Origin of the sequence: Rickettsia helvetica (genome assembly GCF_963970025.1) — a bacterium.
GTDB classification, from domain to species: domain Bacteria; phylum Pseudomonadota; class Alphaproteobacteria; order Rickettsiales; family Rickettsiaceae; genus Rickettsia; species Rickettsia helvetica.
This window is the reverse complement of the sequence record NZ_OZ018776.1, coordinates 461,291-484,409: the sequence shown is the minus strand read 5'-3', so window position 1 is coordinate 484,409 and position 23,119 is coordinate 461,291. Positions and strand designations below refer to the sequence as shown.

The following is a 23,119-nucleotide window of genomic DNA, read 5'->3' as shown; positions in this document are numbered from 1 at the left end:
TTTAACCATTCGGTGTCATTCCCGCGTAGGCGGGAATGACATTGGTATCCACGCGGGCAACACCTTCTCGCAATGACACAAACTATCATTTTTTACTTAACAACACCTCTAATTAGTTTCAATTTGAATGATAAAAATTTTAGGTATAGAATCAAGCTGTGATGATACAGCTGTTTCTATAATCACCGAAAATCGAGAAATCTTATCTAATATAATCATTTCACAAAATACAGAACATGCAGTTTTTGGAGGGGTAGTACCTGAAATTGCTGCACGTTCTCATTTATCGAATCTAGATAAAGCATTAAAAAGCGTTTTAGAAGAAAGCAATACTAAATTAACGGAAATTAGTGCCGTTGCTGCAACTTCCGGTCCAGGTTTAATCGGTGGTGTTATAGTCGGCTCAATGTTTGCAAGATCGCTAAGCAGTGCTTTAAAAAAACCCTTTATTGCAATTAATCATTTAGAAGGTCATGCCTTAACCACAAGATTAACCGATAATATCCCTTATCCTTATTTACTCTTGCTAGCTTCAGGTGGGCATTGCCAATTTGTAGCAGTGTTAGGACTCGGAGAATATAAAATACTAGGATCTACTATAGATGATGCCGTAGGCGAAGCCTTTGACAAGGTAGCAAAAATGCTAAACTTAGCTTTTCCTGGAGGACCTAAAATTGAAAAAAGAGCAAAACTTGGCAATCCTCATAAATATAAATTTCCAAAACCTATAATTAACAACGGTAATTGTAATATGTCATTTTCAGGACTTAAAACTGCCGTACGTACTTTAATAATAAATTTAAAGGAAATTAATGACGCTGTAATTAATGATATAGCGGCAAGTTTTCAATTTACTATAGGAGCAATTCTAGGTAGTAAGGTACAGGATGCTATTAGAGCATATGAACAAATAATAAATAATTGCGATAAGAAAAATATAGTAATTGCCGGCGGTGTTGCTGCTAATAAATATTTACAAGAAATATTAAGTAATAGTGCTAAGACACATGGTTATCGGCTTATTTATCCACCTATCCACTTATGCACCGATAATGCTGCAATGATTGCATATGCAGGACTTGAGCGTTACAATAATAAGCTATTTACTCCTTTGAATGTCTGTCCAAAAGCTAGGTGGAGCTTGGAAGAAATATAATTTTTTAATATTGACACTTCTTAATTTAGTAGTATGATATGTAATTATCTATATAAAAAAGAGGTAAGTTTATGAGCAATAACAATTATGAAAACATATACAAAGCATTTAATTGTTTTTCAGAAGCAACAAATTCTGCCTATTCAGCCGTAAATAATTTTTTAGAATTACCTAATGTATTTAATAAATATCCTGCTGTTATTTCTTTAATTTTTTCTAAAACAGCAAAATTAGACTCTAATATAACCAATATAATTAAAAACGGTGTTATTATATATGAGATATCAACAACCTTAATAGGTGCCGTAAATACTTTTTATAAAGATAAAAAACTAGTCGATAAAATATTAAAAGACGGACAGAATGCTATTAATAAGCTTATTGAAACAACAACCTACTTATCGCCAATAGTTACAGATATTACAAATTCTTACTTAGTTGATCCGCATAAAGAAGAAAAAACACTATTATTTGACTTACAAATTCCTAACTCTACTAGTAGTGATTATTATAAATTTTCAGGAGAAGTAACAAATTTAGCTGAAATTGAAAGTTATTAACTCTAAATTTAGGATAAGATTTAAATCTTATCCTAAATTTTATAAATATAAACCTAGCTCCAGCTGAAGTTTTAGAGCATATTCAAGACTGCATCTCATTATTGGTTATTACAGAAATTTTAGATTTTAACCTTAACCTACTTGCTATTGTTATTTGATCTGTTATTGCTTTATTCTGTTTAACATTCCATTGGCTGCATCTTACTGATAATTATTGCTGGTCTTGTTTTACTTATTGCTCCACCAAGAGAAGAATCAAAAATCACCCACCATACTTCTCACCTCTTTTCATCAAAACTACCCTGAATTAGACCTTCTGCCCAGTCGTGTGCTTCTTTTTCTCTTTGAGTATCTTGAGCTATTTCTTGATAAGAAGCTTTAAGTTGTTCCTTAATTAAATATGTGTAAGATATCATAATTATAAAAATTAATCAACTCATTTTTATCTTCAATTCTTTATCCTTTGCATTTATTTTGACCGTTTTACCGCTACTTATTTCGCCTGCTAAAATCATTTTGGCTAAATTATTTTGTATTTCCCGCTGGATAAGGCGTTTTAAGGGTCTTGCTCCAAAGCTTGGATCATAACCCTTTTCGGCTAAATAATTTAAGGCAGATTCATCAAATTCAAGAGTAATATTTTGTGCTAGTAAAATCTTCTTTAGACTTTCTAATTGAATTTTAACTATATCATGAATATTATTGCGATTTAAACGATGGAATAATATAATTTCATCCAATCTATTTAAAAACTCCGGTTTAAATACTGCTCTTACATACTCCATTACTTGATCCTTAACTTTATATGTATCTTCGTCCTCTTTCTGATTAACAAGAATTTCTGCTCCTAAATTAGAGGTTAAAACTATAATAGTATTTTTAAAATCAACCGTTATACCTTGACTATCGGTTAATCTTCCCTCATCAAGTATTTGCAGCATAATATTAAATATGTCGGGATGGGCTTTTTCAACCTCATCAAATAATATTACCTGATAAGGGCGGCGTCTTACTGCCTCCGTCAACACCCCACCCTGATCATATCCGATATAACCGGGAGGAGCTCCTATCAGGCGAGAAATAGCATGCTTCTCCATATATTCCGACATATCTATACGAAGTATTGCATTACGATCATCAAAAAGAAAACCGGCTAAGGCTTTGGTAAGCTCGGTTTTACCGACTCCGGTTGGTCCTAAGAATAAGAACGAGCCAAGCGGGCGGTTAATATCCTGAATACCTGCACGTGATCTTCTAACCGCATCACTGACCCCTTTAATTGCTTCATCCTGCCCTATTACCGATTCTCGTAATTTCTGTTCCATCACAAGTAGACGCTCACGCTCACTTGACAGCATAGTATCAATCGGGATTCCGGTAATACGAGAGATAATACTTGCTATATCGCTTTCCGATACAATTTCTTTTAACAGCCCTTTATTATCCATACTTTCGGCTTCCTGAATCTTTTTCATAATCTCAGGTATAATTCCGTATTTTAGCTCACTAGCTTTCGCAAGATTAGCATCACGTTCGGCATGTTCAAGCTCATTTCGGCTACGATCCAGCTCTTCTTTGAGCTTTTGTGCTTGCTGTAGTTTAGACTTTTCAGCTTGCCATTTAGCCCCCATATCATAGGATTTAGACTCTAATTTTTCCAACTCTGTGGTTAAATGCTCTATTTTCTTTTTAGAATGCTCGTCATTTTCTTTTTTAAGTGCTGCAAGCTCAATCTTTATCTGAATAATACGGCGATCTAGCTCATCAAGCTCTTCGGGCTTACTGGACAACTCGATTTTCATACGGCTACAAGCTTCATCAATCAAATCAATAGCTTTATCAGGTAAATAACGATCGGTAATATAACGGTTTGATAACGTCGCTGCTGCAACTATTGCACTATCGGAAATTCGTACGGCATGATGTAGCTCATATTTTTCTTTAATTCCTCTAAGTATTGATATAGTATCCTCAACCGTCGGCTCACTCACGTAAACAGGCTGGAAACGGCGAGCAAGTGCTGCATCTTTCTCAATATATTTACGATATTCATCTAAAGTAGTAGCACCGATACAGTGCAGCTCACCACGAGCAAGCATCGGCTTTAGTAAATTCGAGGCATCCATAGCACCGTCGGTTTTTCCCGTACCGACTAATAGATGCAATTCATCGATAAATAAAATAATTTCACCGCTTGATTCTTTGATTTCACCAAGTACTGCTTTAAGACGCTCCTCAAATTCACCTCGATATTTAGCTCCCGCTATTAATGCTCCCATATCAAGCTCAATAATACAGCAGTTCATAAGCGATTCAGGTACGTCCTTACTAAATATGCGTTGTGCAAGCCTCTCTATTATAGCAGTTTTACCGACTCCGGGTTCGCCGATCAATACAGGGTTGTTTTTCATGCGTCGTGATAGTACCTGCACCGTTCTTCTTATTTCTTCATCACGCCCGATTATCGGGTCAAGCTTACCGTTTTCTGCAAGCTCTGTTACGTCTCTGCCGTATTTCTTTAGAGCATCGTAACTATTTTCTGCCGATTCGGTATCTGCTTTTTTGCCTTTACGAAGCTGTAAAATAGCTGCTGCTAGTTTTTTACTATTAATTCCATTATTCGTTAAAATTTTACCGGCTATAGTATTATCATAAGTTAATGCTTCAAATATACGTTCTATGGTTACAAAACTATCCCCGCTGTCTTTAGCAAGGCTGCTCGCTTTTTCCAAAACTTTAAGAGCTTCAGCAGAAGAATAAACTTGTCCACCTCCCTCAACCTGAACTTTTTGGGTTTTATTTAGTTCTAGCTGAACTTGATCTTTTAATAAGTTTATATTACCGTCGGTATTATTAATAAGGGTTTGAATTATACCTGTTTCTTCACTTAAAAGACTAGATAATAAATGCAAAGATAATATTTGCTGATGATCGTTTTTAGCAGCAAGTGATTGGCTACTAGCTATCACTGATTTAGCATGTGCAGTAAATTTATCAATGTTCATGTAAATAATATATTTTAATTATTAAGATTAAAGAATTTTAATAGATTATTTTTATATAATTATTTTAAATTAAAATAACAAGAGATGAAATAATTATAAAATATTAACTTATGACCGTATCATCTCTAAAACAAAATTTTTAATTGATACAACTCAAAGAATTTTTAAAGATATAGTATATTTCAGAAAGGTTCAGACAAGATAAATTTAAATGCGAGCCTGCGAAAGCAGTAGATAAGCTATGTGAGTACAGACGAGTTATACAAAATTCGCTTGTATCAAGCTTTATGAAATACGCTGTACAAAAAGATGGTCTTGTTGCATGGATCGGTTTATGTCATTCCCGCGTAGGCGGGAAGTAAGAAAAAACATATAAAAAACTTATTTTCTAGGTTCCTGCTTTCGCAGGAGTGACATCGGTATCCATGCAACAAGACCCAAAAAGATATAAAAGGACCAAAAATATAAATTACTACAGGGAGAAATAATGTCAGAACTTGCAATTGTAACAGGCGGTACTAGAGGAATAGGTAAAGCTACCGCTTTAGAATTAAAAAATAAGGGTCTTACTGTAGTAGCTAATTTTTTCAGTAATTACGATGCTGCTAAAGAAATGGAAGAAAAATACGGTATAAAAACCAAACGTTGGAATGTAGCAGATTTTGAAGAATATAGAAAAGCAGTAAAGGAAATTGAAGAGGAGTTTAAAACACCGGTAAGTATTCTTATAAATAATGCTGGTATTACCAAAGATAAAATGTTACATAAAATGAGTCATCAAGATTGGAATGACGTCATTAACGTTAATCTCAATTCTTGCTTTAATATGTCTAGTAGCGTAATGGAGCAGATGCGAAACCAAGATTACGGCCGTATAGTAAATATCAGTTCAATTAATGCTCAAGCAGGGCAGGTTGGACAAACTAATTATTGTGCCGCTAAAGCTGCTATTATCAGTTTTACTAAAGCCTTAGCCCGTGAATCTGCTTCTAAAAATATTACCGTTAACTGCATAGCTCCCGGGTATATCGCAACAGAAATGATAGGAGCGGTACCTGAAGACGTACTTGCTAAAATCATTAATAGTATCCCCAAAAAAAAGACTAGGACAGCCTGAAGAAATAGCTAGAGCCGTGGCATTTTTAGTTGATGAAAATGCCGGTTTTATAACAGGCGAGACTATTTCCATCAACGGCGGCCATAATATGATTTAAACAATTAACTTATAATAGATTAGAATATAAAAGAGGAAATAAGACAATTATACTCTAATGGAGTGAAACTTTTTAATGAAAGAGACTATGAAGAAGCACTTAAGATACTTACTTACTTAAAGAACTAGATAAAACTTACATACATCTCTGGTACTATTACGAGGGAATTATTTATTATGCCCAAGGGGAAACTACTAATGATTCAGACAAGAAACAAGCCCTTTACTTTAACGCAGAAATTTCATTTCGACAAGCAGCCCCATATAAATCTAAGCCTAAAGATACCGATTTTTTATTAGGAAGAACTCTTTATAAAGAAGGTAAATTAAAGGAAGCCAGTATTGTATTTGAAAAATATACACCTTGGCCAGAGAATGAGGAAGAATTTCAGGAAATTCTTAGCAGAATAGAACAACAACCTAATAATAGTCTTAGTTTATCACAGCTGTTACCGAGAGAAAATCATTTTTTATCTAATAGTCAATTAATTTATAATAAATATAACAATAACGAAGACCTTGTGAGAAGAGTATCACAACTAGAAGTTATAGTAGATAAACATGAACAAGAAATTGCAAAAATAAAAACAATATTACAATCTGCAAATATCCCACTTACCGCAGATATAAACGAGCAAATTACAAAATTGAAAGGCATTGATCCTAAATTAGAAGACTATTATAAATGTTTTAATGTTGCTTTACATAATGTATGTATTGCTGCTAGTGCCGTAAGTAGCGGCTTAGTAGTTCCTGATTCGGGGCATTTGGAACGTGTGAAAGCCTCTTCTTTTGCGAAATGGGTTTGTTATCTTGGCGACATAGCAGCATCCGGTTTTTTAGGTCCTTTTACCACTGCCTTAATAGCAGTTCTGCATGATGCCGGCGATAATATGTTTAACTCTAAGGAAGAAGCAAAGCTAGTAGATGTACTTACTAAATTTTGTAAAATGATTAATAAACAATCTAATACAACGATACCTATAGGACAAGATCTACAGAAATTAGCTTTATTTTTTACTAATTTAAGGAGTGTGGAAATCGCAAAAATTAATAAACTAGATAAGCAAAGTAGTTTTAATAAATTCAGTAATTTTTTTGAGGCTAAACTACCGATGCAAAATAAATTTTTTCGTTACGATGCTGAGGAAATTGATGGTAATCCTATGGAGAAACAAGCGTTTCAAGATGTTACTTTTTTGATTGGTTATATGTACATAATGCAAAGGAGATATTATAAAGTACTGAACCGTTTTTAAAACAGGTTTTAACTGCTTTAGAAGATGGATTAAACAAATCATGGGATGATATAATAAAAAGTAATCCTCTTAGAACAGAATGTAAACGTACTAAAACGGTAGATAAATTACCTAAAGAACCTTTTACAAAAATAATGGAACGAATAAAAGAGGGAACATGGGAAAATACAGATTTAAATCTTGTCTCAATTAACCCGAAATCATGGTTTTTTTCAGGTTTTCATGGAAAGATGAAGAAAGAGGAATGCAAGAATTTTCTGATCCTAAATATCATGATAAATTATGTACTAGAAGTAAGAACACTAAGACCCCAGATGATTTAACAAATTATTTGTTATTTATATTTCATGAGATATGTAAAGTCGGAAAGGAAACATGCATAGAAGGGTTTTTAGGAAAACATCCTCACATAGTTAACATAGCTGAAGCAACTGCTCCGGAATTATTTGTAAATGAATCGGCTATCAATATTTGTTTTAAAGAGGATATAGCACGTCAAAATGCAACGAAAGCAGCATTACAATTAAAATCATCAGATCAATTTTTTAGAGACTGCTTTATAAAAGTATTTCCTAATTTAGACTATAACAAATATTTTCAAATATTGAATATAGAATATAATCAAGAAGACGGTACAGCATTAATATCCTTCAATTTTAGTAATGCGGATGGTACAAGTACTAATGATGATGTACTACCAACAGGTAATTTAGAAGATAATAACCACTAAATTTTTAAAATGACTAGCATATATCACATTCTTGACCATGTTCCTGCTATTTATAAACAGGATATGGAAATAGAGTATGAGCATTTGGCAATGCAATTAATTAAGTCCGGTAAATTACGGATAGATACCGATGATTGCTGCAATTTTGCAAGATTTACCGAGCCTGCTCTTAATATAAGTTTGATGGTTAGCAAAGAAGAATTAACAAGCCCGCATTTAATCCCTGAAACTACCAAGCTTTTTCAAAATTTATACAGAAACTCTGCTTCAGATCAGAAAATAAAATCAATTTTCGACAACTTAAAAAAGCAAATACAAAAGCTACAGCCGGTTAAGAAAGAAGTAACCGAAATGCTGGCACGTATTTTTGTCCAGTCTGCCCATCCGATCGTAATAAGATGGCTTCTTCTTAACAAGACGGAAGTATTTCTTACCTATTCGCATAATATCGGCGATATGATGGATATGGTTAGCTGGCAACGAGTAGGCGGTAATAGCGGTATGCAAAGCACTAACGGCAAGGACGTAGCTATTTTTGTTTCATGCGGCGGTAATCCTTTTGCTGAAAACAATGAAGATCATCCAACTTACGGCAACGGCTTTGCTGCGGCAGCAAGACTTCAGATTATCACAGCCCAAGAGCTGGGGCATTTTGCCGATATAAAAAGAGATGACAGAGGCAAGCAAACAACTCGCCATTCGGCTAATTTTTCTGGTACTAAAGCTACCGATAAAGTACGAATTGCTAGAAAAAATGACATAATACATTGTCATAATTTGCTACATAAGCTCCTTAAAGCAGGTATGAAAAAGCAATTAGATTATGAAACGAAACTTAAATTTTATAATGCAAATAAAGTTAGCGGCTTAAAAGTTTATGCTATAAAATTCATGATTTTTATATATAAATTTCGGCTTTTAAATTATAGCAGTAGGAATAATCTAATATTTGTAAAAAAATTTAAAACCGACAAATATATGGCCTTAATGATTGATGCTATGTTTAAAGATATGCAAGCTAATTTATCACCGGCAGCTGACGTGTATAAAAATAAAAACCCTGAAATTGAAGAAGCCATAGCATGTATTGAGGCACTCGCTAGAGTACCGCAACAAGCCGTAAAATGGGGATATTTAACTACCAAAGAAACTATGCAAGACCTTTATAAAATATATTATAATGAGGTTATACCTTCTCTGATTACTAGCTATAATGCTGTCACCGGTGAAAATTATAAACGTGATTTTAAAAAACCAAAAAGTAGTTTCTTTTCTAAAATTAATATCTTTAGTAACAAAAAGCTAGTGCTAAAACCGGTTAGGGAGTTATGAGCTATTGCTTTTATAAGAATTTAGTATTATATTGAATATAAAATTATATATAAAAAATGATATGACAAGCTTATCTATTACTCTACCCGATAATATAGCTAAAGCTAGTAATGAAATTGCTAAAAAGCTAGGATTATCTAGAACGGCATTTATTCGTCAAGCCATTATACATGAACTCGATGTTCTTCAGTCTCAATTTGAACAAGACGATATTATAAAAAGCTTTAATGCAATGAAAAAATCTAAAAAATATCTAGAAGAAATGACAGAAATCACTGAAAATTTAAATTCGGAATTACTAGAAGAAAAGGAAAAATGGTGGAGCAAAAAGAAATATTAACACGGGGGGGTATTTATTTAGCTGGACTTGATCCTGCTAAAATAAATGAAATTGGAACAACACGTCCCATAATAATACTAAATTCACAAACAATATTAGATTCCATCCCTCCTATAATTTTTATTTGTCCTCTTAGTAGCCAATCGCAACCGGAATTTAGTAATCTTCATTTTGAATTAGATGTACGAGATAATTTAGAGGTAAAAAGTTATGCACTAATAGAACATTGTAGATCAGTAAGCATAACAAGAATTATCTATCCAAGACTAGCACAAGCTACTTCTTATGAAGTAAATCGTATTTTACTTATTCTACAACAATTGGTTGATGTATAAAACAAAGGATAAGATTTAAAATCTTATCCTTGATTGATATTAGAACAATATCTTTAACTTTAATGAACCTTGATGGCGAGTATATTTGCTGCGTAGATTACAGTTATACGTTGCAAGTAGCTCAATATTCTTATGAGCTGTAAGTAAACTTGCACCTACATTATAGCCGACTTGCGGCGTGCTACTACTTGTAGTATTCTCAAAGTAATTATCTGCCCAAATAAATCTAGCTTTTACCTTAGATTGCTTATTATTAAAGTTGTTTTCTACGGAAGCATGCAGTCCCAGTACTATTTGAGTATCGTTTGATAATCTCTTAGGAGCGGTTAATTTTATACCTGTAATCCCTGTAGTTAAGTTACCGGACTTACCTGCAACATACATATTATTCACACCTGTACCGGTTTCGGTATAAGCATTATCTTTTATATGTATTATATCTAATGCCGATATTAGGCATTAAATTTATACCGTCCATGACAGAGAATTGATAACCGACATTACCCTCAAAACCGTAAGCTTTGCTTGTATATTTACCGCTAGCTGTTTTATAGCTATTAGGTCCGACCGGTCTTAAGTCTTTTTTGTTGATTTTACTGTTACTTGCTGAAAATATTTCTTGTAATATAAGGCCATTACTAAATTGTTGTTGACCGTATATGGAAATAATATCGCTTTCTGCCGATAATTTATCACCGGTGCTTGAACCTTTAAACTTAAAGTCAGAGTTCATACGGCTATATGCAATACCGACAAGATTATTTTCCCCGATATAAAGATCACCACCGATAGTACCGCTGGATACCATGCCTTTATAGCTAGGATTACCTTTATATGCGTCTTGATTACTTGAACTGAAAGTACCGGCAACCCATAATCCTTTTTTAGTAATTATAGGGTTTTCTTCATCACCTGCAGCAACAGCTATCATACTACCGCCTGATAGGTGATTATTAACGTTAGAAGTTACCGCTTCAGCCGTAACATTTGCTACACTAACCGATCTTGTTCCTTGCTCGGTTAAATGCTCTACTACTTTTTTTGCATTATCAGGTGCAACTTGAGCTAAGTTTGCTACGAATAATAAAGATTGTTCTTGTTTTGTTTTACTCACTACAACAGTATCATCATTAACTACTTTAGCCACTTCTTTAAGCTCAGCTTTATTATTTACTAATTCCTTAGCAAGTTCTACTGCATGTTTTTCAGGATTTTTCATAACAAGTGCAGATTTTTCTCTGATCACTTCTTTTTGTGCTTCCGCTACAAAAGTATTTTCCGTATGGACAACGATAGTATTATTGATTGCCTCAGCTAATTTTTGCGGTTCAGGTTTTTTAACATATTCCTCGGCTACTCTTATTTCGTTAGCTTGACGTTGCTGATACTCCGCTTGCAGTCTTTGCTCTTCTATTCTTCTATTATTTTCTTCGACTATTGCTCTTTCGTTAGCTTCACGCTGAGCTTGAGCCTGCATCGCTTGTGTTTGTGCATTAACTCTTGCTTGCTGCTGTGCTACTTTCTTGAACCGCTGCTTGCCCTGCCTGTTGCACTTGTAACCCAGCCCTAAAGTTCATAGTTCCTGTAGCCGGATTATAAATTGTGTCCTTCAGGAATAAATGCACCGCCACTGACCCTAAAAATAGATAATGCTGATACTGCATCTGCAGGGTGAACACCGTTAACATTAATTATAATATTTGTACCGGCTATTACGTTAGGGAGATTATTTTGAAAAAATACACTATATCCTCCAGTTACATTAATATGTAATATTACCGGAAAATTCTACATCACCGTTAAGAATTAAGTCATGTCTAAGGTCAAATGTTGAACCGTTAATTTTAGCATTTCCGTCGATTGTAACAGGATTAGCGTGAACATTATAAGTTCCCGTATCAAAGTTAATTTGGGTAGCATAAATATTTTTATGTAGGTTACGAACATGATTACTCGTAAATGTTAACTTCTCAATCCTCTTATTTACTGCACCGACTTTATAAATATTAGGAGTATTTACAAAAGTTACTTCACCATGGTTAGCTTTACTAGTAGTAATGTTACCGATTAAATCTTTATTAAATTTTACTTTGCCGCGATTCGTAAATTCTAAATTACCAGTATGTATTAAATTAGTTCTATTCCCTCTATTATCCTGATTCCACTTGGTCATATCAAGTTTTTCTTCAAATATAACATCATTACTTGCTACTGTAGTCTTCTTTGCATATACATCATTTTTGAATTCAGCTTTATTTTCATTTCCAATTTTTATCTCGGCAACTCTAAAATCCTGTAAGTCGACATTCTGACGAAAAATTACTGCGTTTTTTCCTTTTACTTCAACTATACCATGATCATCTCCCGGATTATTGGCAGCAACTCCAGACCATATATCTAAAGCTTGTTTAGAAGAATCTATAATTAATTTTGAATTTTATCCTAGAGTAATATCATTAGCATAAATATTAGATTTTAAGGTAGCTGTTTTATTATTTTCTATCTGTAATGCAGAAATACTAAAAAGATTCATTCCATCGTGACCGATAGGTTTTGTAAAAACTACATTATTGCCTGCTACAGTTAGCCTTCCTCTCTGTATACCGTTAGAGTATATTCTATTATCAACTGTAATATTATTATTTTCAAAAACTAACTCAATCGACGCACCGCCAAATCGAATTGCACCGACAACACTAATATCATTTCCCTTAATAACTAATTTACTATCCTCAACTAATGCTCCTTTGTTTGCTACCTGATGGTGAAGTAGTATATCCACTTTTACATTCTTATTACCACCATATCCTAGGGGAACTCTTAAAGCATTTTGAACTGCTGCTTGAGTTTCATTATTATTAACATTAACTATATTATTAATACTAACTTGACGAGTTAGATTATTAGTCTGAATTATAAGCCCCCATGAAGTATAACCGTAAAGATTAATATTACCTATATTGATATCAGTATCAAAATTAAGACGCTGATTATTCTCCGTTAAAATAATATTATCACCGTTTTGTGGATTATAATGAGCTCCATTATGCTGCCAATCATTCCCATCTCGTGTGTAAACAGTCGGCCTTGCAGCAACAATATCCACCGCAAAGCCTTCTGCACTTGCAAGTAGTCCAATGCTACTGGTTGCTAGTAAAAATTTAGTAAAAAGTTTTTTTCTTATTAGTCATAATTTCCCCTATAACTTATTGTTTTTAATGATTTTACCACTTAACTTATCGGTCATTATACACTATTTATTTACGATTGAGTGATTTATAAAATTTAAGGGGAATAGGCTGGTTTAATGAAAGGGGAGGGTATTTGTTTGGTGTATCTGATGTTATTCCTGCATGGATACCGAGTCGTCATTGCGAGCAGCCATAGGCTGCGTGGCAATCCAAAAAAATAATAAAAAAATTCTGATTTACAGAATTTTTTACTGGATTGCTTCGTCAATTACTTATGTAATTTCCTCGCAATGACATTAAAATAACACTTTACTCATCATCTATATTAGAAAGCTCATCTTGTAATTCTTGAGAAAATACATCCTCATCATCGTTAGAATCATTTGATTTCTTAAGGGAGTTTTTGAAATTATTTAGGTCTTTATTTTCAAATATTTCAATAGATTTTAAAATCTTGTTTGGAATTATAACTATAATATTTTTACTTAATTCATCTAAATAATCAGTGGTGACGGAAACTTTCAGCACTCCTCCATATTTGCTCTGTTTGCTACTTACCACAAAATCTTTTAAAGATTTACTTTTAAAATAGTTTTCAGAAGTAAAGATCATTGTTATAAAAAATAGTACTACCGAGATAGTAGTACCTACGGCAAATCCCGCTAATAGCCCTAAGAATCTGTCAATAAAACCGTTTCTCATAAACGAAATTATAGCAAGAAATTTATAAACTATAAAAACACATAAAATTAAAGAAATAACATAAGATATAACACCGGCAATAATTATTCTTATAACCTCATTATCCATATATTTCCCGATTAGTTCAGAAATATATGGATATAAGAAATATCCTAACATTATAGAAGTAATAAAACCGAGTATTCTAGTTGAAAACCCGATTATGCCTTGATATAAGCCGAAAAATGAGAAAAGAGTAATAATAGCAAAAATAGTAATATCAAAAAATGTGATCATTATTGTTAACTTCTATTGAATAATTAGATTTAAATCTTATATATTAATTATATAATTAAAGTTTTATTTATGGGCGATAAAATTTTTCATAACTTATCTGGTAAAACACTCGTTGCTACACCGCATGTAATTACAAAAGGTATTTACCATAAATCCTTAATTTATATGTTATCACACACGGAAGAAGGAGCAATAGGATTAATATTTAACCGCTTAGTAAATCATATAGATTTAAAATCGTTTTTTAAAATAAAAAATGATGAAATAACAACCCCTGTTATGGTTCCTATATATCTTGGCGGACCCGTAGAACATGAAAAAGGGTTTTTTCTTCATTCTAGCGATTATAATAAAAATTTGTTATTGGATTTCCATAATGATTTAGCAGTAAGCTCTAATTTAGAAATTTCAGAGGATATAGCTTTCGGTAAAGGACCTAAAAATAGCTTATTCATTGTCGGTTATACAGCATGGAAACCAGGGCAACTTGAAGAAGAATTGGAGAAAAATCTATGGCTGGTTATGGATTGTAATAAAGAATTTATTTTTGCCGATAATCCTGAAAGTAAATGGCATAATGCATTAAAACACTTAGGCATTGATGAAATACATTTCTCATCACAAATAGGGAATGCTTAGATAACGTCATTAGGCATGGCTCATGTGTCATCCCTACGAAAGCAGGAATCCAGTAATCTTTAATGTCATCCCGCAACTTGATTGTGGGATCTCAGGATACAGCCTGTAACATAAGATCCCGTGGTCAAGCCACGGGATGACACAGAAAAGTACTGGATTCCCGCCTCTGTAGGAATGACATTTTTATTTAACCATTTTTCGGTAAGCCTAAGCAATAATGCTTTAACAATTTTCCCTGGCTGCTAATTAAATACACAAAGTTAGAATGTTATAATTCATGTTCGTTTGTTTTTATATCAAATATTTTGGATGTATAGAAGACCTTAAATTGGTCTGCTAATTGTTCAATATCTTGTACTCCCCCCGTTAAACCTATAAAATTAACATCTATTTTTTCTAAATATTTTTTTAATACCTCACTTGTATCATGCTCAGGATCTAGAGTAATAAAATCTTCTCTTTCTTCAAAATCTCAATAATATCTTCTACTTTTTTTAGCGCTTGATTGTCATATAAGGAATAGGTAGTACCAAAATAAATCAAACTTAAATGACCTTGCAAATGGGTACTATCAAATTTCTTTCCTTCTTGATCTATAAGAGTAAACTTAATTTTAAGCGAATCGTCCATATTACTAGTTTTTGCACCGATCTTAAGCTTAGACGGAGTTAATGAAGAATAAAATAAACATAAAATATTATGTCCGTAATCATACTAGGGCTATAAAAATTTTTATAGATATACATTTGGTTTTTATTATTTCTCATAACCTAAGTAATTATTAATATTTATTTATAATAAAACTTATTCTTATCATATATGCAATAAAAATCATCTTTCAGTATATTAAATATCGTAATATCTAAATTGTGATATTTTTATCATATACATATTTTTTAGTTAAAAAATTAATTAATTTTTTAACTAAGTTGAAATTTTTTGAGTTAATCTTAAAGTTAAGATTATTAAATAAAAAAACAACTGATGAGGATGATTAATATGTTAGATCGGTCAAAAATGACTAAAACACAACAACAGCAAGAAACGGAAAAATCTGTTTTTGAAATATTAGAACCTGTTAAGCTGATAAATGAATATGAGCAGAAATATGCACCTATTATTAATCAAAGTAATAAAGCTATAGTCACCCTAGGACCAAATAAAGAAGATTTAAACATTCTAACTGAATTTTTTAAAGATAAACAATTAGAAGTTAAGAGTGATCAATTTGGAAATTTTGAATTTATTGGAACAAGCAGACATGATGATAAAATAGACATCTTTAATGTTCCTGCAAATAAAAATCAACCGAATTTAATGATTTATAACAGTAATTATTTAAATAACAACCATTCATTTGCCCAGTCAATTCTTAATACATTTTTTTTACAAAAGATTTTAGATACTAAACCAACCAAATTTATTTTAGTAATAAAAGATATTGCCATACAAAACGCTCAATCTCTTGATACTCAAAATAAGATAAAAGAGCTTACTAATATATTATGGGAATTTACTAATTTATTTGAAGCCATAGATACAGGTAATAATATATCCGTAATTTTTACCGACACAATAAATGAGAAAACTCAGGTTCAAGTATCTAATATTTTTAATGAAGCTCTTAAAGAAAAAAGCTTTAGTGAAAAACAAAAATCTATTATTGCTAAATTAGCATCCAATTCATATTTTTTCCCTAAGCCTAGTAATAAGCCAAAATACGGAAAAATATTAAAGATTCTATATGATAAAGATTATATCACACTTAATAAAAGTAATAAAATAACTATCAATGACCGTAATTCAGAAGAGATTTTAAGTGCTACAAAGTTGATTAATCTAGAAATAAAGTCTAATATAGATGCACTTAAAACAGAAATAGATAAAATATGGGATAAAGAAAAAAATACAATATTTGATCCGTCTAAAAATCAAAAATTAGTACCACTAATAAAAATTCTAAAAGATTCTCAAACTAGGGATAATAAAGACAAGAGTACAGAAAGTTTTCTCAAGGTTAGTGATGAATTATATTCTATTTTACAAATTTCAAAACCGGAAAGTGGTTTAGATTCTCTTATAAATTATTTGAAATATTTTTCCAATATCAATAATTTTCAAGAGAATTCAAATTTAATTAATTCTTCAGAGTGGTTTGATAATTTATTTAGCGAGGTAGCAAGCTATAATATAAATGGAGAATTATTAGTAGCTTTCATAGCAATGATAGAGAGTACTAAAGATTCGTTTCTTAAAAAATTAAATGAAACTGTTCAGAATTTTTATAATAACATAAAAACTAACAAAACTTTAGATACTACAGAAGTTAATGATATATTTAAGCTAAGAGAATTTTTAACAAGAATTAAAACTAACTTAAAATCAAATTTAATAAATTTATCTCTGAATTTATCTATAGATAAAAATATTACTAATTTACAAAACTTAATAAATCCCATCAATGAAGAAGATGCTAAATCGCTATGGGAATATATTACCGGTTCTATAACAGAAATTATTAAAGATGAAGATATAAATATAGTAATCTATAATAAGCTACTTAATTCTAAAATACTTCCGCAACAAGAGATAGATACTTATAACAAGTTAGAGACATTATTAAAAGATGCTTATGACAATATGTCTAAAAAACATAAGGAAGAACAGTTTTGTAAGCGTCAATTAGCTGAAATTTATTGCCAAAAGCCAAAATCTCCATAATAACGCCGAATCAATCAATAGAGTTATATAAAAAAGCTGCCGAACTTGGTTCTGTTAAAGCAAATATAGAACTCGGAACTATAGAACTCGGTAAGAAGAATTATTCTGAAGCTATCAAATATTTACACTTAACTCCCGATGTAACCGACGTATCAAAAGCTTTTAAAAGCTTAATCAGTACTAAAAAATCAGAAATAATAAGCAAAATACAACAGGGTAGTACCAAAGATGTAATAAAATTATCTTTAGTATTAACTGAAGCATATTTAGAGCAAGCTACATATTGTAAGGACTATGGTATGCCAATAACAAAAGCACAAAAATTAACAAGAAAAACATTTTTCGATATTATAACAGCAACAATAACCATAGATGAATATAACAATAATATAACATTACATAACCTTTATAAATGTCTAAGTACTTTATACTCCTCTCTTGATACTCAGCTTAAATTTAATAAGATAGCCGTAACATATAAAGATTTTGCACTAAAATTTAATAATACGGTAAAAGATGAGACCTCATATCTACTTAGTCTTAAGGATATACCTAGCGATTATAATGAAGATTCTAGCAATATGTTAGGTGCTTATTATAATTCCTCAGAGTATCCTCAATGAGAAAAATTTAATATCTCTTAATACAATTTTTATAGACAAGCAGAAATGTAGTGCTAGTATAAAAATAGCTATATTTAACGATGAATTAGATTATGACAAATAATCAATTTTCCGAAGATACCAAAAAAATCGCCGATCAAATAAAAGATGCATTAATGGGTATTAGTGACGATCTTGTACTTGAGAGTAAAGAGGTAGAGGAAATTTTTGAAGAATTAAGCCAAAATGAAGAGTTTGAGTATGAGATAGAGCGAATACTTGCTATCTTAAATGAACAAACTATGGATTTGACTCAACTGCAAAGCCGGATTATCTTATTAATCCGTAAGTATTTAGGTAAAACTAAAAACTTAAAGCTTAAAATGCGTAAAATGGATGAGAAGCTCATTAACAAGAATGTTGCCGAAGTCAGTAATTATTTAATGCATCAGCATTCTAAAATAGTTAGAGATGCTAATAAAAACCTTGCAAACCCAAAAGATAAATTGCAAGGTTTAACCAAACAAGCTAGAATAAACTTAAAACGTTTATTAAAAAGCTTTGCCGTTTATCAAATTTATATGTTTATGAACCCAAAAAGAATAGCAGGCGAAACGAAGCTAATGAACTTCGCCTATAATATGATCAGAGGAGGAATGAAACTCGCTAAAAAATATGAAGGCGGCAAGGAAAAAGACATTAAATCATATTCACCTAAACTTATTAAAAAACTTGGAAAAGCTCATGCCGGCTTTAAAAAAAGCGGCGGTATATCAATTTAACTATTATATCTTTTTATAAAGAGCTTATACTAAACTAACATTAATACTATGATAGGTATCAAGCTTTCAACTTAAATTATTCATGTAAACTTAATATTTCGGAACTAATAACTTGGGTACATCTGGCTGCAGTACTCAAGAAGAACATCACGCTCAACCTGTAAAAATTAACATAAAACTCCTTCTTTCAACTCCTCCGCTTGTGCTACTGTAACGGATAATATAAACGATACTATTTGTTATGCAGAAATCGTACGGCTAGTACAAAAACTTTCTCAAGAAAATCACTTTAATCTTATCGAGTATTTAGCCGCACAAATATATGATATTATTTATCAAAATTTTCTCGAATCTAAATTAGAAAAGATTTTTCTAAACGTAATCGTTACTAAATTAAAATCACCGGTTTCAGGAGTGCATGGCGGAGTTTCTTTTTCTTATTCAGGAAAGGATACACTATGATTTATATTTCTATAGGAGTAATTTAGGTAATAGACTTTTAAATATTAAAAAAGCTCTAAATTTACTAAAAAGCTGTGATTTTATATTGCTTAGGCAATCTATTATTTTTGAAACACAAGTTATTCTACCACCTAATGCAGATAAAGCTTGGGATAAATCATATTTAAATATGGTAGTGCAGGGCAAAAGTACTTTAACGCCTAGTAAACTTCTAATTGAGCTTAAAAAGATTGAAAAACCACTAGGTCGAGCAAGCTCTTACGATAAATGGTCTCCAAGAGTTATTGACTTAGATATCCTACTTTGGAATAACTACTATATAGATTTACCTGATTTAAAAATACCGCATCTTGAATTATTAAACAGACCGTTTCTTATTCATCTAATTGCAGGTTTAAGCTTGGAATATCGTTACTCATGCCCCATTAATAATTTTTACAACAATAAAACCTTTGCAGAAATAGCACATTTAATTGAAAATCAAAGAGTTATACGCTCTCTTGTTTTAAATCCTCAATTTGTCGGTATTTTAAACATTACTCCTGATTCTTTTTCTGATGGAGGATTGAATTTTCATAAAGAAGATGCCGTTAGAAATTTTGTACGCTTGATAAATGAAGGTGCTATAATAATTGAGTTTGGATCACAATCAACACGTCCTTCTGCTTTAATTATTAATGAAGATGAAGAATATGCAAGACTTGAGAATGTTCTTGAAGAACTTAGGGAAGTTATAGTCAGTATTGATAGTTTCACTCCTGAAGTAATTAAACGTGTTTTAAAAAAATACCCTATTTCCTATATCAACTTGGTTAAAAATAATCTAGATGATTATACATTACGATTAATTGCCGATTATAATTGTAAAATTATTACTATGCATTCATTAACCGTTCCACCGCAAAAACAAAAATGTCTTGATTTCGATAAATCTCTGCTTGCTAGCTTAAATATATGGGCAGAGCAAGAAATAACAAAATTAGAAAAATGTGGATTTGATAGAAAAAATATCATTCTTGATCCTGGAATTGGTGTTGGAAAATCCGTTTATCAAAATTTATATATATTATAACATATTAAAGAATTTAAAAATCTAGGATGTGAGATATTGGTAGGACACTCGCGAAAATCTTATATTTCTGCTTTTTATAATTCCAAAGCATCGGAAAGAGATTTAAAAACAATAGCAATATCAAAATATTTAACAGAACATGGAGCCGATTATTTACGAGTGCATAATGTTATAGAGCATCAAAGATTTTTTGTAGCAGACCATATGATTAAATATTCGTCTTATGAAAAATAGAAAAATCATCGGTATAATGGCATGTGACCCACAAGGGGTGATAGGTAATAAAGGTCAGATGCCTTGGTCTTATCCTAAGGAGTTTGAATATTTTTATCAGACGGTAAAAAATAATATTATAGTCATGGGATGAAAAACCTTTGACTCTATACCTACAAAGATTTTAAAAAATTGTATTTATATTGTTTTTTCAAGAAATACACCATCGCAATCTTATAATAATAGATATCTTTCCAAACTTCGCTTCTAGAGGTAATTTAGACGTCGATCCGGTACTCTCGCATCCTCACGTATGTCTCTATATTATGCTGTGGTTCTGCGTTCCGTGTCTCCTTTAAATTACCTCTAGAAGCGAAGTTTGGAAAGATATCTATTATATTTTTTATTAAATCTTTAGATGATTTTTGGCAGATAACAAAACTTTTTACTGATAAGAAAATTTTTATAGTTGGAGGGGCAGAAATAGCGACTCTTTTCCTAGAGCAAAATCTTATTGATAAATTTTTACTTACAAAAATAAATAAAAATTATGATGGAGATACTTTTTTTCCTCTTAATCTTTTAGCAGAATGGCATTCTGTAATAATAGATAAAACAAATAATTATCAGATTTATAAATTTACTAAAAGGAGGTAAGATGAAATTTTTAGAACAGTTTAATATAAATCTTGAACAATATAACCTTTTAAATCACCCATTTTATCAATTGTGGAATATGGGAAAACTTACTCATTCTACTTTACAAATTTATGCAAAAGAATATTATCATCATGTTACAGCTTTCCCACGTTATATAAGTGCAATACATTCCAAATGTAGTGATATACAAGCTAAGCAAATATTACTTGGTAATCTTATAGAAGAAGAACAAGGTGAAGAAAATCACTCGGAACTATGGAAACGTTTTGCTGAAGGACTTAGATGTTTAAGAAACAAGCTCACTTCAGAACCTAAATTAGACTCAACTCAAAAACTTGTTCAAGGTTATTTTAAATTAACAGAGAAATCTTTTTCTATAGGTCTTGGAGCACTTTATGCTTATGAACGTCAGACTCCTGAAGTATCTGACTCTAAAATTCAAGGGTTGCAAAAATTTTATGGAATTTCAGATTACAGAACTTTACAATTTTTCATTGTTCATAGTAAAGTTGATCAATGGCATGCACAAGAATGTGCAAATTTGATTAATAATTTAAGCTCAAAAGAACAAAAATTAGCATATCAAGGAGCAATAAAAGGTGCAAAACTACTATGGCAGTTTCTAGACGGTATAAATGCAACGTATCAATAATTTAACTATTATTCTTTCATAAAATGAAAAATATCTTCCTATATTCCTTAAGTCTTGAGAATTATCGTAATTTTAAAAATCTTGAACTAAAAACAGATAATACCCCAATAATTTTAATAGGTGAAAACGGTAGCGGTAAAACTAATATTTTAGAAGCTATATCGCTATTTTATCCAGGAAGAGGACTGAGATCAGCGAAACTTGCTGATATATGCAAAACTTCAGAAGATCATTGTACCGTAAAAGCTCTATTGCATAGTAAGCTAGGACTTGCAGAGTTCAGTACCGAGTTCAAACGTAGTTCTAATAGAAGGATAACTGAGTATAACGAAAGTAAAATAGCCAATAATGAGTTAAGTAAATTCACTAGCATGGTATGGCTGACTCCGCAAATGGAAGGAATCTTTACCAGCAGCAGTACCAATAGAAGAAAATTTCTTGATCGGATAGTTTATAATTTTGATCCAAAGCATGCAGAGTTAGTTAGTAAATATGAATATTACATGCATGAGAGAAATAAAATTCTAGCAGAAGATATAAGAGATGATAATTGGCTTAAAATTATTGAAGAAAAGATGGCTGATATTTCTAACCATATTGCTAATAATCGCTTAAAAACCTTAGAATTTATGCAGCAAGCAATAGATGACCTTGAAAATGAATTTCCAAAAGCCGATTTATCGATTGACGGCATTGTTGAACAAAAAATATTAGACGGCGAAGAAAATATTGTTAGTTTTATTACTGCAGAACTTTATCAAACAAGAAGCAAAGATAAACTACTTGGTCACACTAGTTTTGGAGTTCATAAAAGCGACTTTTTAGTAAAGCATCAAAAGAAAAATATCTTAGCTAAATTCTGTTCTACAGGTGAACAGAAAGCTATATTAATTGCGATAATCCTTGCTGAAATGAATTATGCTATAAAGCTAACTAAAATAGCACCGATTTTACTTTTAGATGAGGTCTTTGTGCATCTAGATGATAAAAGACGTCAATATTTAATCGAATTTTTTACCGGCTTAAATATACAGCTATGGGTTACCGCTACCGATCTAGAGGGAATAGAAAATTTTACAACTAAAGCACAATTGATTAAATTACCTGTCATACCGTGATTTGATTGGTTTTATTGCATGACTCGAGCAACCCGTTTGATGTCATCCCATGGCTTGACCACGGGATCCATAAAAACAACTAAAAATATTAGTAATTCT

21 protein-coding genes and 6 pseudogenes are annotated in these 23,119 nt (G+C 31.6%); 18 read left to right on the top strand and 9 right to left on the bottom strand.

The genetic code is table 11. The annotated features are described in order from the left end of the window. Nucleotides 1-127 precede the first annotated feature (127 nt). Nucleotides 128-1,156: a tRNA (adenosine(37)-N6)-threonylcarbamoyltransferase complex transferase subunit TsaD gene (gene tsaD, locus AB1146_RS03065; RefSeq protein WP_010420636.1), complete on the top strand. Its 1,029-nt coding sequence runs from the start codon at nt 128-130 to the stop codon at nt 1,154-1,156. Between the two features lie 71 nt (nt 1,157-1,227). Continuing rightward, the gene (locus AB1146_RS03060) at nt 1,228-1,716 is read left to right on the top strand and encodes a DUF5424 family protein (RefSeq protein ID WP_010420639.1); all 489 of its coding nucleotides are present in this window, start codon (nt 1,228-1,230) and stop codon (nt 1,714-1,716) included. A gap of 278 nt (nt 1,717-1,994) precedes the next feature. On the opposite strand, the gene AB1146_RS03055 is transcribed toward AB1146_RS03060, so the two are convergent. Continuing rightward, nucleotides 1,995-2,132: a hypothetical protein gene (locus tag AB1146_RS03055; RefSeq protein ID WP_010420643.1), complete on the bottom strand. Its 138-nt coding sequence runs from the start codon at nt 2,130-2,132 to the stop codon at nt 1,995-1,997. Nucleotides 2,133-2,147: 15 nt separating this feature from the next. Continuing rightward, entirely contained in the window at nt 2,148-4,721 is a 2,574-nt protein-coding gene (clpB, locus tag AB1146_RS03050) for an ATP-dependent chaperone ClpB (RefSeq protein WP_010420645.1), read from the bottom strand. A 487-nt stretch (nt 4,722-5,208) separates the two neighbouring features. Between clpB and AB1146_RS03040 the strand changes: the two are divergent. From AB1146_RS03040 to AB1146_RS03015, 6 genes and pseudogenes are all read left to right on the top strand, one after another. After that, nucleotides 5,209-5,935 (top strand): annotated as a pseudogene (locus tag AB1146_RS03040) (SDR family oxidoreductase). Nucleotides 5,936-6,455: 520 nt separating this feature from the next. Continuing rightward, nucleotides 6,456-7,193: a hypothetical protein gene (locus AB1146_RS03035; protein ID WP_010420650.1), complete on the top strand. Its 738-nt coding sequence runs from the start codon at nt 6,456-6,458 to the stop codon at nt 7,191-7,193. 244 nt (nt 7,194-7,437) lie between these two features. Further along, nucleotides 7,438-7,923 (top strand): hypothetical protein, encoded by a 486-nt coding sequence (locus tag AB1146_RS03030; RefSeq protein ID WP_156790158.1) that lies wholly within the window; start codon nt 7,438-7,440, stop codon nt 7,921-7,923. Between the two features lie 9 nt (nt 7,924-7,932). Next, a complete protein-coding gene (locus AB1146_RS03025; RefSeq protein WP_010420656.1) occupies nt 7,933-9,255 on the top strand; it encodes a DUF2748 family protein in 1,323 nt (440 codons plus the stop codon). Nucleotides 9,256-9,316: 61 nt separating this feature from the next. Then, complete coding sequence (locus AB1146_RS03020) at nt 9,317-9,595, top strand: ribbon-helix-helix domain-containing protein (protein WP_040611349.1); 279 nt, start codon at nt 9,317-9,319, stop codon at nt 9,593-9,595. After that, a complete protein-coding gene (locus AB1146_RS03015; protein WP_010420663.1) occupies nt 9,571-9,930 on the top strand; it encodes a type II toxin-antitoxin system PemK/MazF family toxin in 360 nt (119 codons plus the stop codon). The genes AB1146_RS03020 and AB1146_RS03015 overlap by 25 nt, the downstream gene beginning before the upstream one ends. 39 nt (nt 9,931-9,969) lie before the next feature. Here the strand turns inward: AB1146_RS03015 and AB1146_RS03010 are convergent, their stop codons facing one another. The 5 genes from AB1146_RS03010 to AB1146_RS02990 form a co-directional block, all read right to left on the bottom strand. After that, complete coding sequence (locus tag AB1146_RS03010) at nt 9,970-10,314, bottom strand: cell surface protein (protein WP_010420666.1); 345 nt, start codon at nt 10,312-10,314, stop codon at nt 9,970-9,972. 34 nt (nt 10,315-10,348) lie between these two features. Beyond that, entirely contained in the window at nt 10,349-11,407 is a 1,059-nt protein-coding gene (locus tag AB1146_RS03005) for an autotransporter domain-containing protein (RefSeq protein WP_010420669.1), read from the bottom strand. 285 nt (nt 11,408-11,692) lie between these two features. Beyond that, nucleotides 11,693-12,103 carry a hypothetical protein gene (locus AB1146_RS03000; protein ID WP_010420672.1) on the bottom strand — a complete coding sequence of 137 codons (411 nt, stop codon included), beginning with the start codon at nt 12,101-12,103 and terminating at the stop codon, nt 11,693-11,695. 264 nt (nt 12,104-12,367) lie between these two features. Next, nucleotides 12,368-13,036, bottom strand: coding sequence for a hypothetical protein (locus AB1146_RS02995; RefSeq protein ID WP_010420675.1), 669 nt, complete (start codon nt 13,034-13,036; stop codon nt 12,368-12,370). 394 nt (nt 13,037-13,430) lie between these two features. Then, a complete protein-coding gene (locus tag AB1146_RS02990) occupies nt 13,431-14,099 on the bottom strand; it encodes a CvpA family protein (protein ID WP_010420678.1) in 669 nt (222 codons plus the stop codon). 69 nt (nt 14,100-14,168) lie between these two features. Between AB1146_RS02990 and AB1146_RS02985 the strand changes: the two genes are divergently transcribed. Next, entirely contained in the window at nt 14,169-14,738 is a 570-nt protein-coding gene (locus AB1146_RS02985; protein ID WP_010420684.1) for a YqgE/AlgH family protein, read from the top strand. Nucleotides 14,739-14,925: 187 nt separating this feature from the next. Here AB1146_RS02985 and AB1146_RS02980 read toward each other — a convergent pair. Further along, nucleotides 14,926-15,505, bottom strand: a pseudogene (locus tag AB1146_RS02980) (SCO family protein). A gap of 232 nt (nt 15,506-15,737) precedes the next feature. On the opposite strand from AB1146_RS02980, the gene AB1146_RS02975 reads away from it, so the two are divergent. From AB1146_RS02975 to AB1146_RS02950, 6 genes and pseudogenes are all read left to right on the top strand, one after another. Beyond that, entirely contained in the window at nt 15,738-17,459 is a 1,722-nt protein-coding gene (locus AB1146_RS02975; protein ID WP_051125485.1) for a hypothetical protein, read from the top strand. Beyond that, nucleotides 17,435-18,082, top strand: a complete 648-nt coding sequence (locus AB1146_RS02970) for a hypothetical protein (protein WP_051125486.1) — start codon at nt 17,435-17,437, stop codon at nt 18,080-18,082. The genes AB1146_RS02975 and AB1146_RS02970 overlap by 25 nt, the downstream gene beginning before the upstream one ends. Before the next feature lie 92 nt (nt 18,083-18,174). Further along, on the top strand, nt 18,175-18,843 hold the full coding sequence (locus tag AB1146_RS02965) for a DUF5394 family protein (RefSeq protein WP_010420690.1): 669 nt from the start codon (nt 18,175-18,177) through the stop codon (nt 18,841-18,843). Nucleotides 18,844-19,065: 222 nt separating this feature from the next. Further along, on the top strand, nt 19,066-19,305 hold the full coding sequence (locus AB1146_RS02960) for a dihydroneopterin aldolase (protein ID WP_355404404.1): 240 nt from the start codon (nt 19,066-19,068) through the stop codon (nt 19,303-19,305). Beyond that, nucleotides 19,262-20,611 (top strand): annotated as a pseudogene (gene folP / locus AB1146_RS02955) (dihydropteroate synthase). Before AB1146_RS02960 ends, folP begins: the two are co-directional and overlap by 44 nt. Further along, nucleotides 20,601-20,834: pseudogene (locus tag AB1146_RS02950) on the top strand (dihydrofolate reductase); the annotation flags it as partial. The pseudogenes folP and AB1146_RS02950, both read left to right, overlap by 11 nt. On the opposite strand, the pseudogene AB1146_RS02945 reads toward AB1146_RS02950, so the two are convergent. Next, nucleotides 20,832-20,950, bottom strand: a pseudogene (locus tag AB1146_RS02945) (palindromic element RPE1 domain-containing protein); the annotation flags it as partial. The pseudogenes AB1146_RS02950 and AB1146_RS02945 sit on opposite strands and share 3 nt — an antisense overlap. Before the next feature lie 36 nt (nt 20,951-20,986). Here AB1146_RS02945 and AB1146_RS02940 point away from each other — a divergent pair. The 3 genes and pseudogenes from AB1146_RS02940 to recF form a co-directional block, all read left to right on the top strand. After that, a pseudogene (locus tag AB1146_RS02940) lies at nt 20,987-21,247 on the top strand (dihydrofolate reductase); the annotation flags it as partial. Between the two features lies 1 nt (nt 21,248). After that, nucleotides 21,249-21,902 carry a CADD family putative folate metabolism protein gene (locus AB1146_RS02935; RefSeq protein WP_010420703.1) on the top strand — a complete coding sequence of 218 codons (654 nt, stop codon included), beginning with the start codon at nt 21,249-21,251 and terminating at the stop codon, nt 21,900-21,902. Between the two features lie 23 nt (nt 21,903-21,925). Continuing rightward, nucleotides 21,926-23,020: a DNA replication/repair protein RecF gene (recF, locus tag AB1146_RS02930; protein WP_010420705.1), complete on the top strand. Its 1,095-nt coding sequence runs from the start codon at nt 21,926-21,928 to the stop codon at nt 23,018-23,020. Nucleotides 23,021-23,119 lie beyond the last annotated feature (99 nt).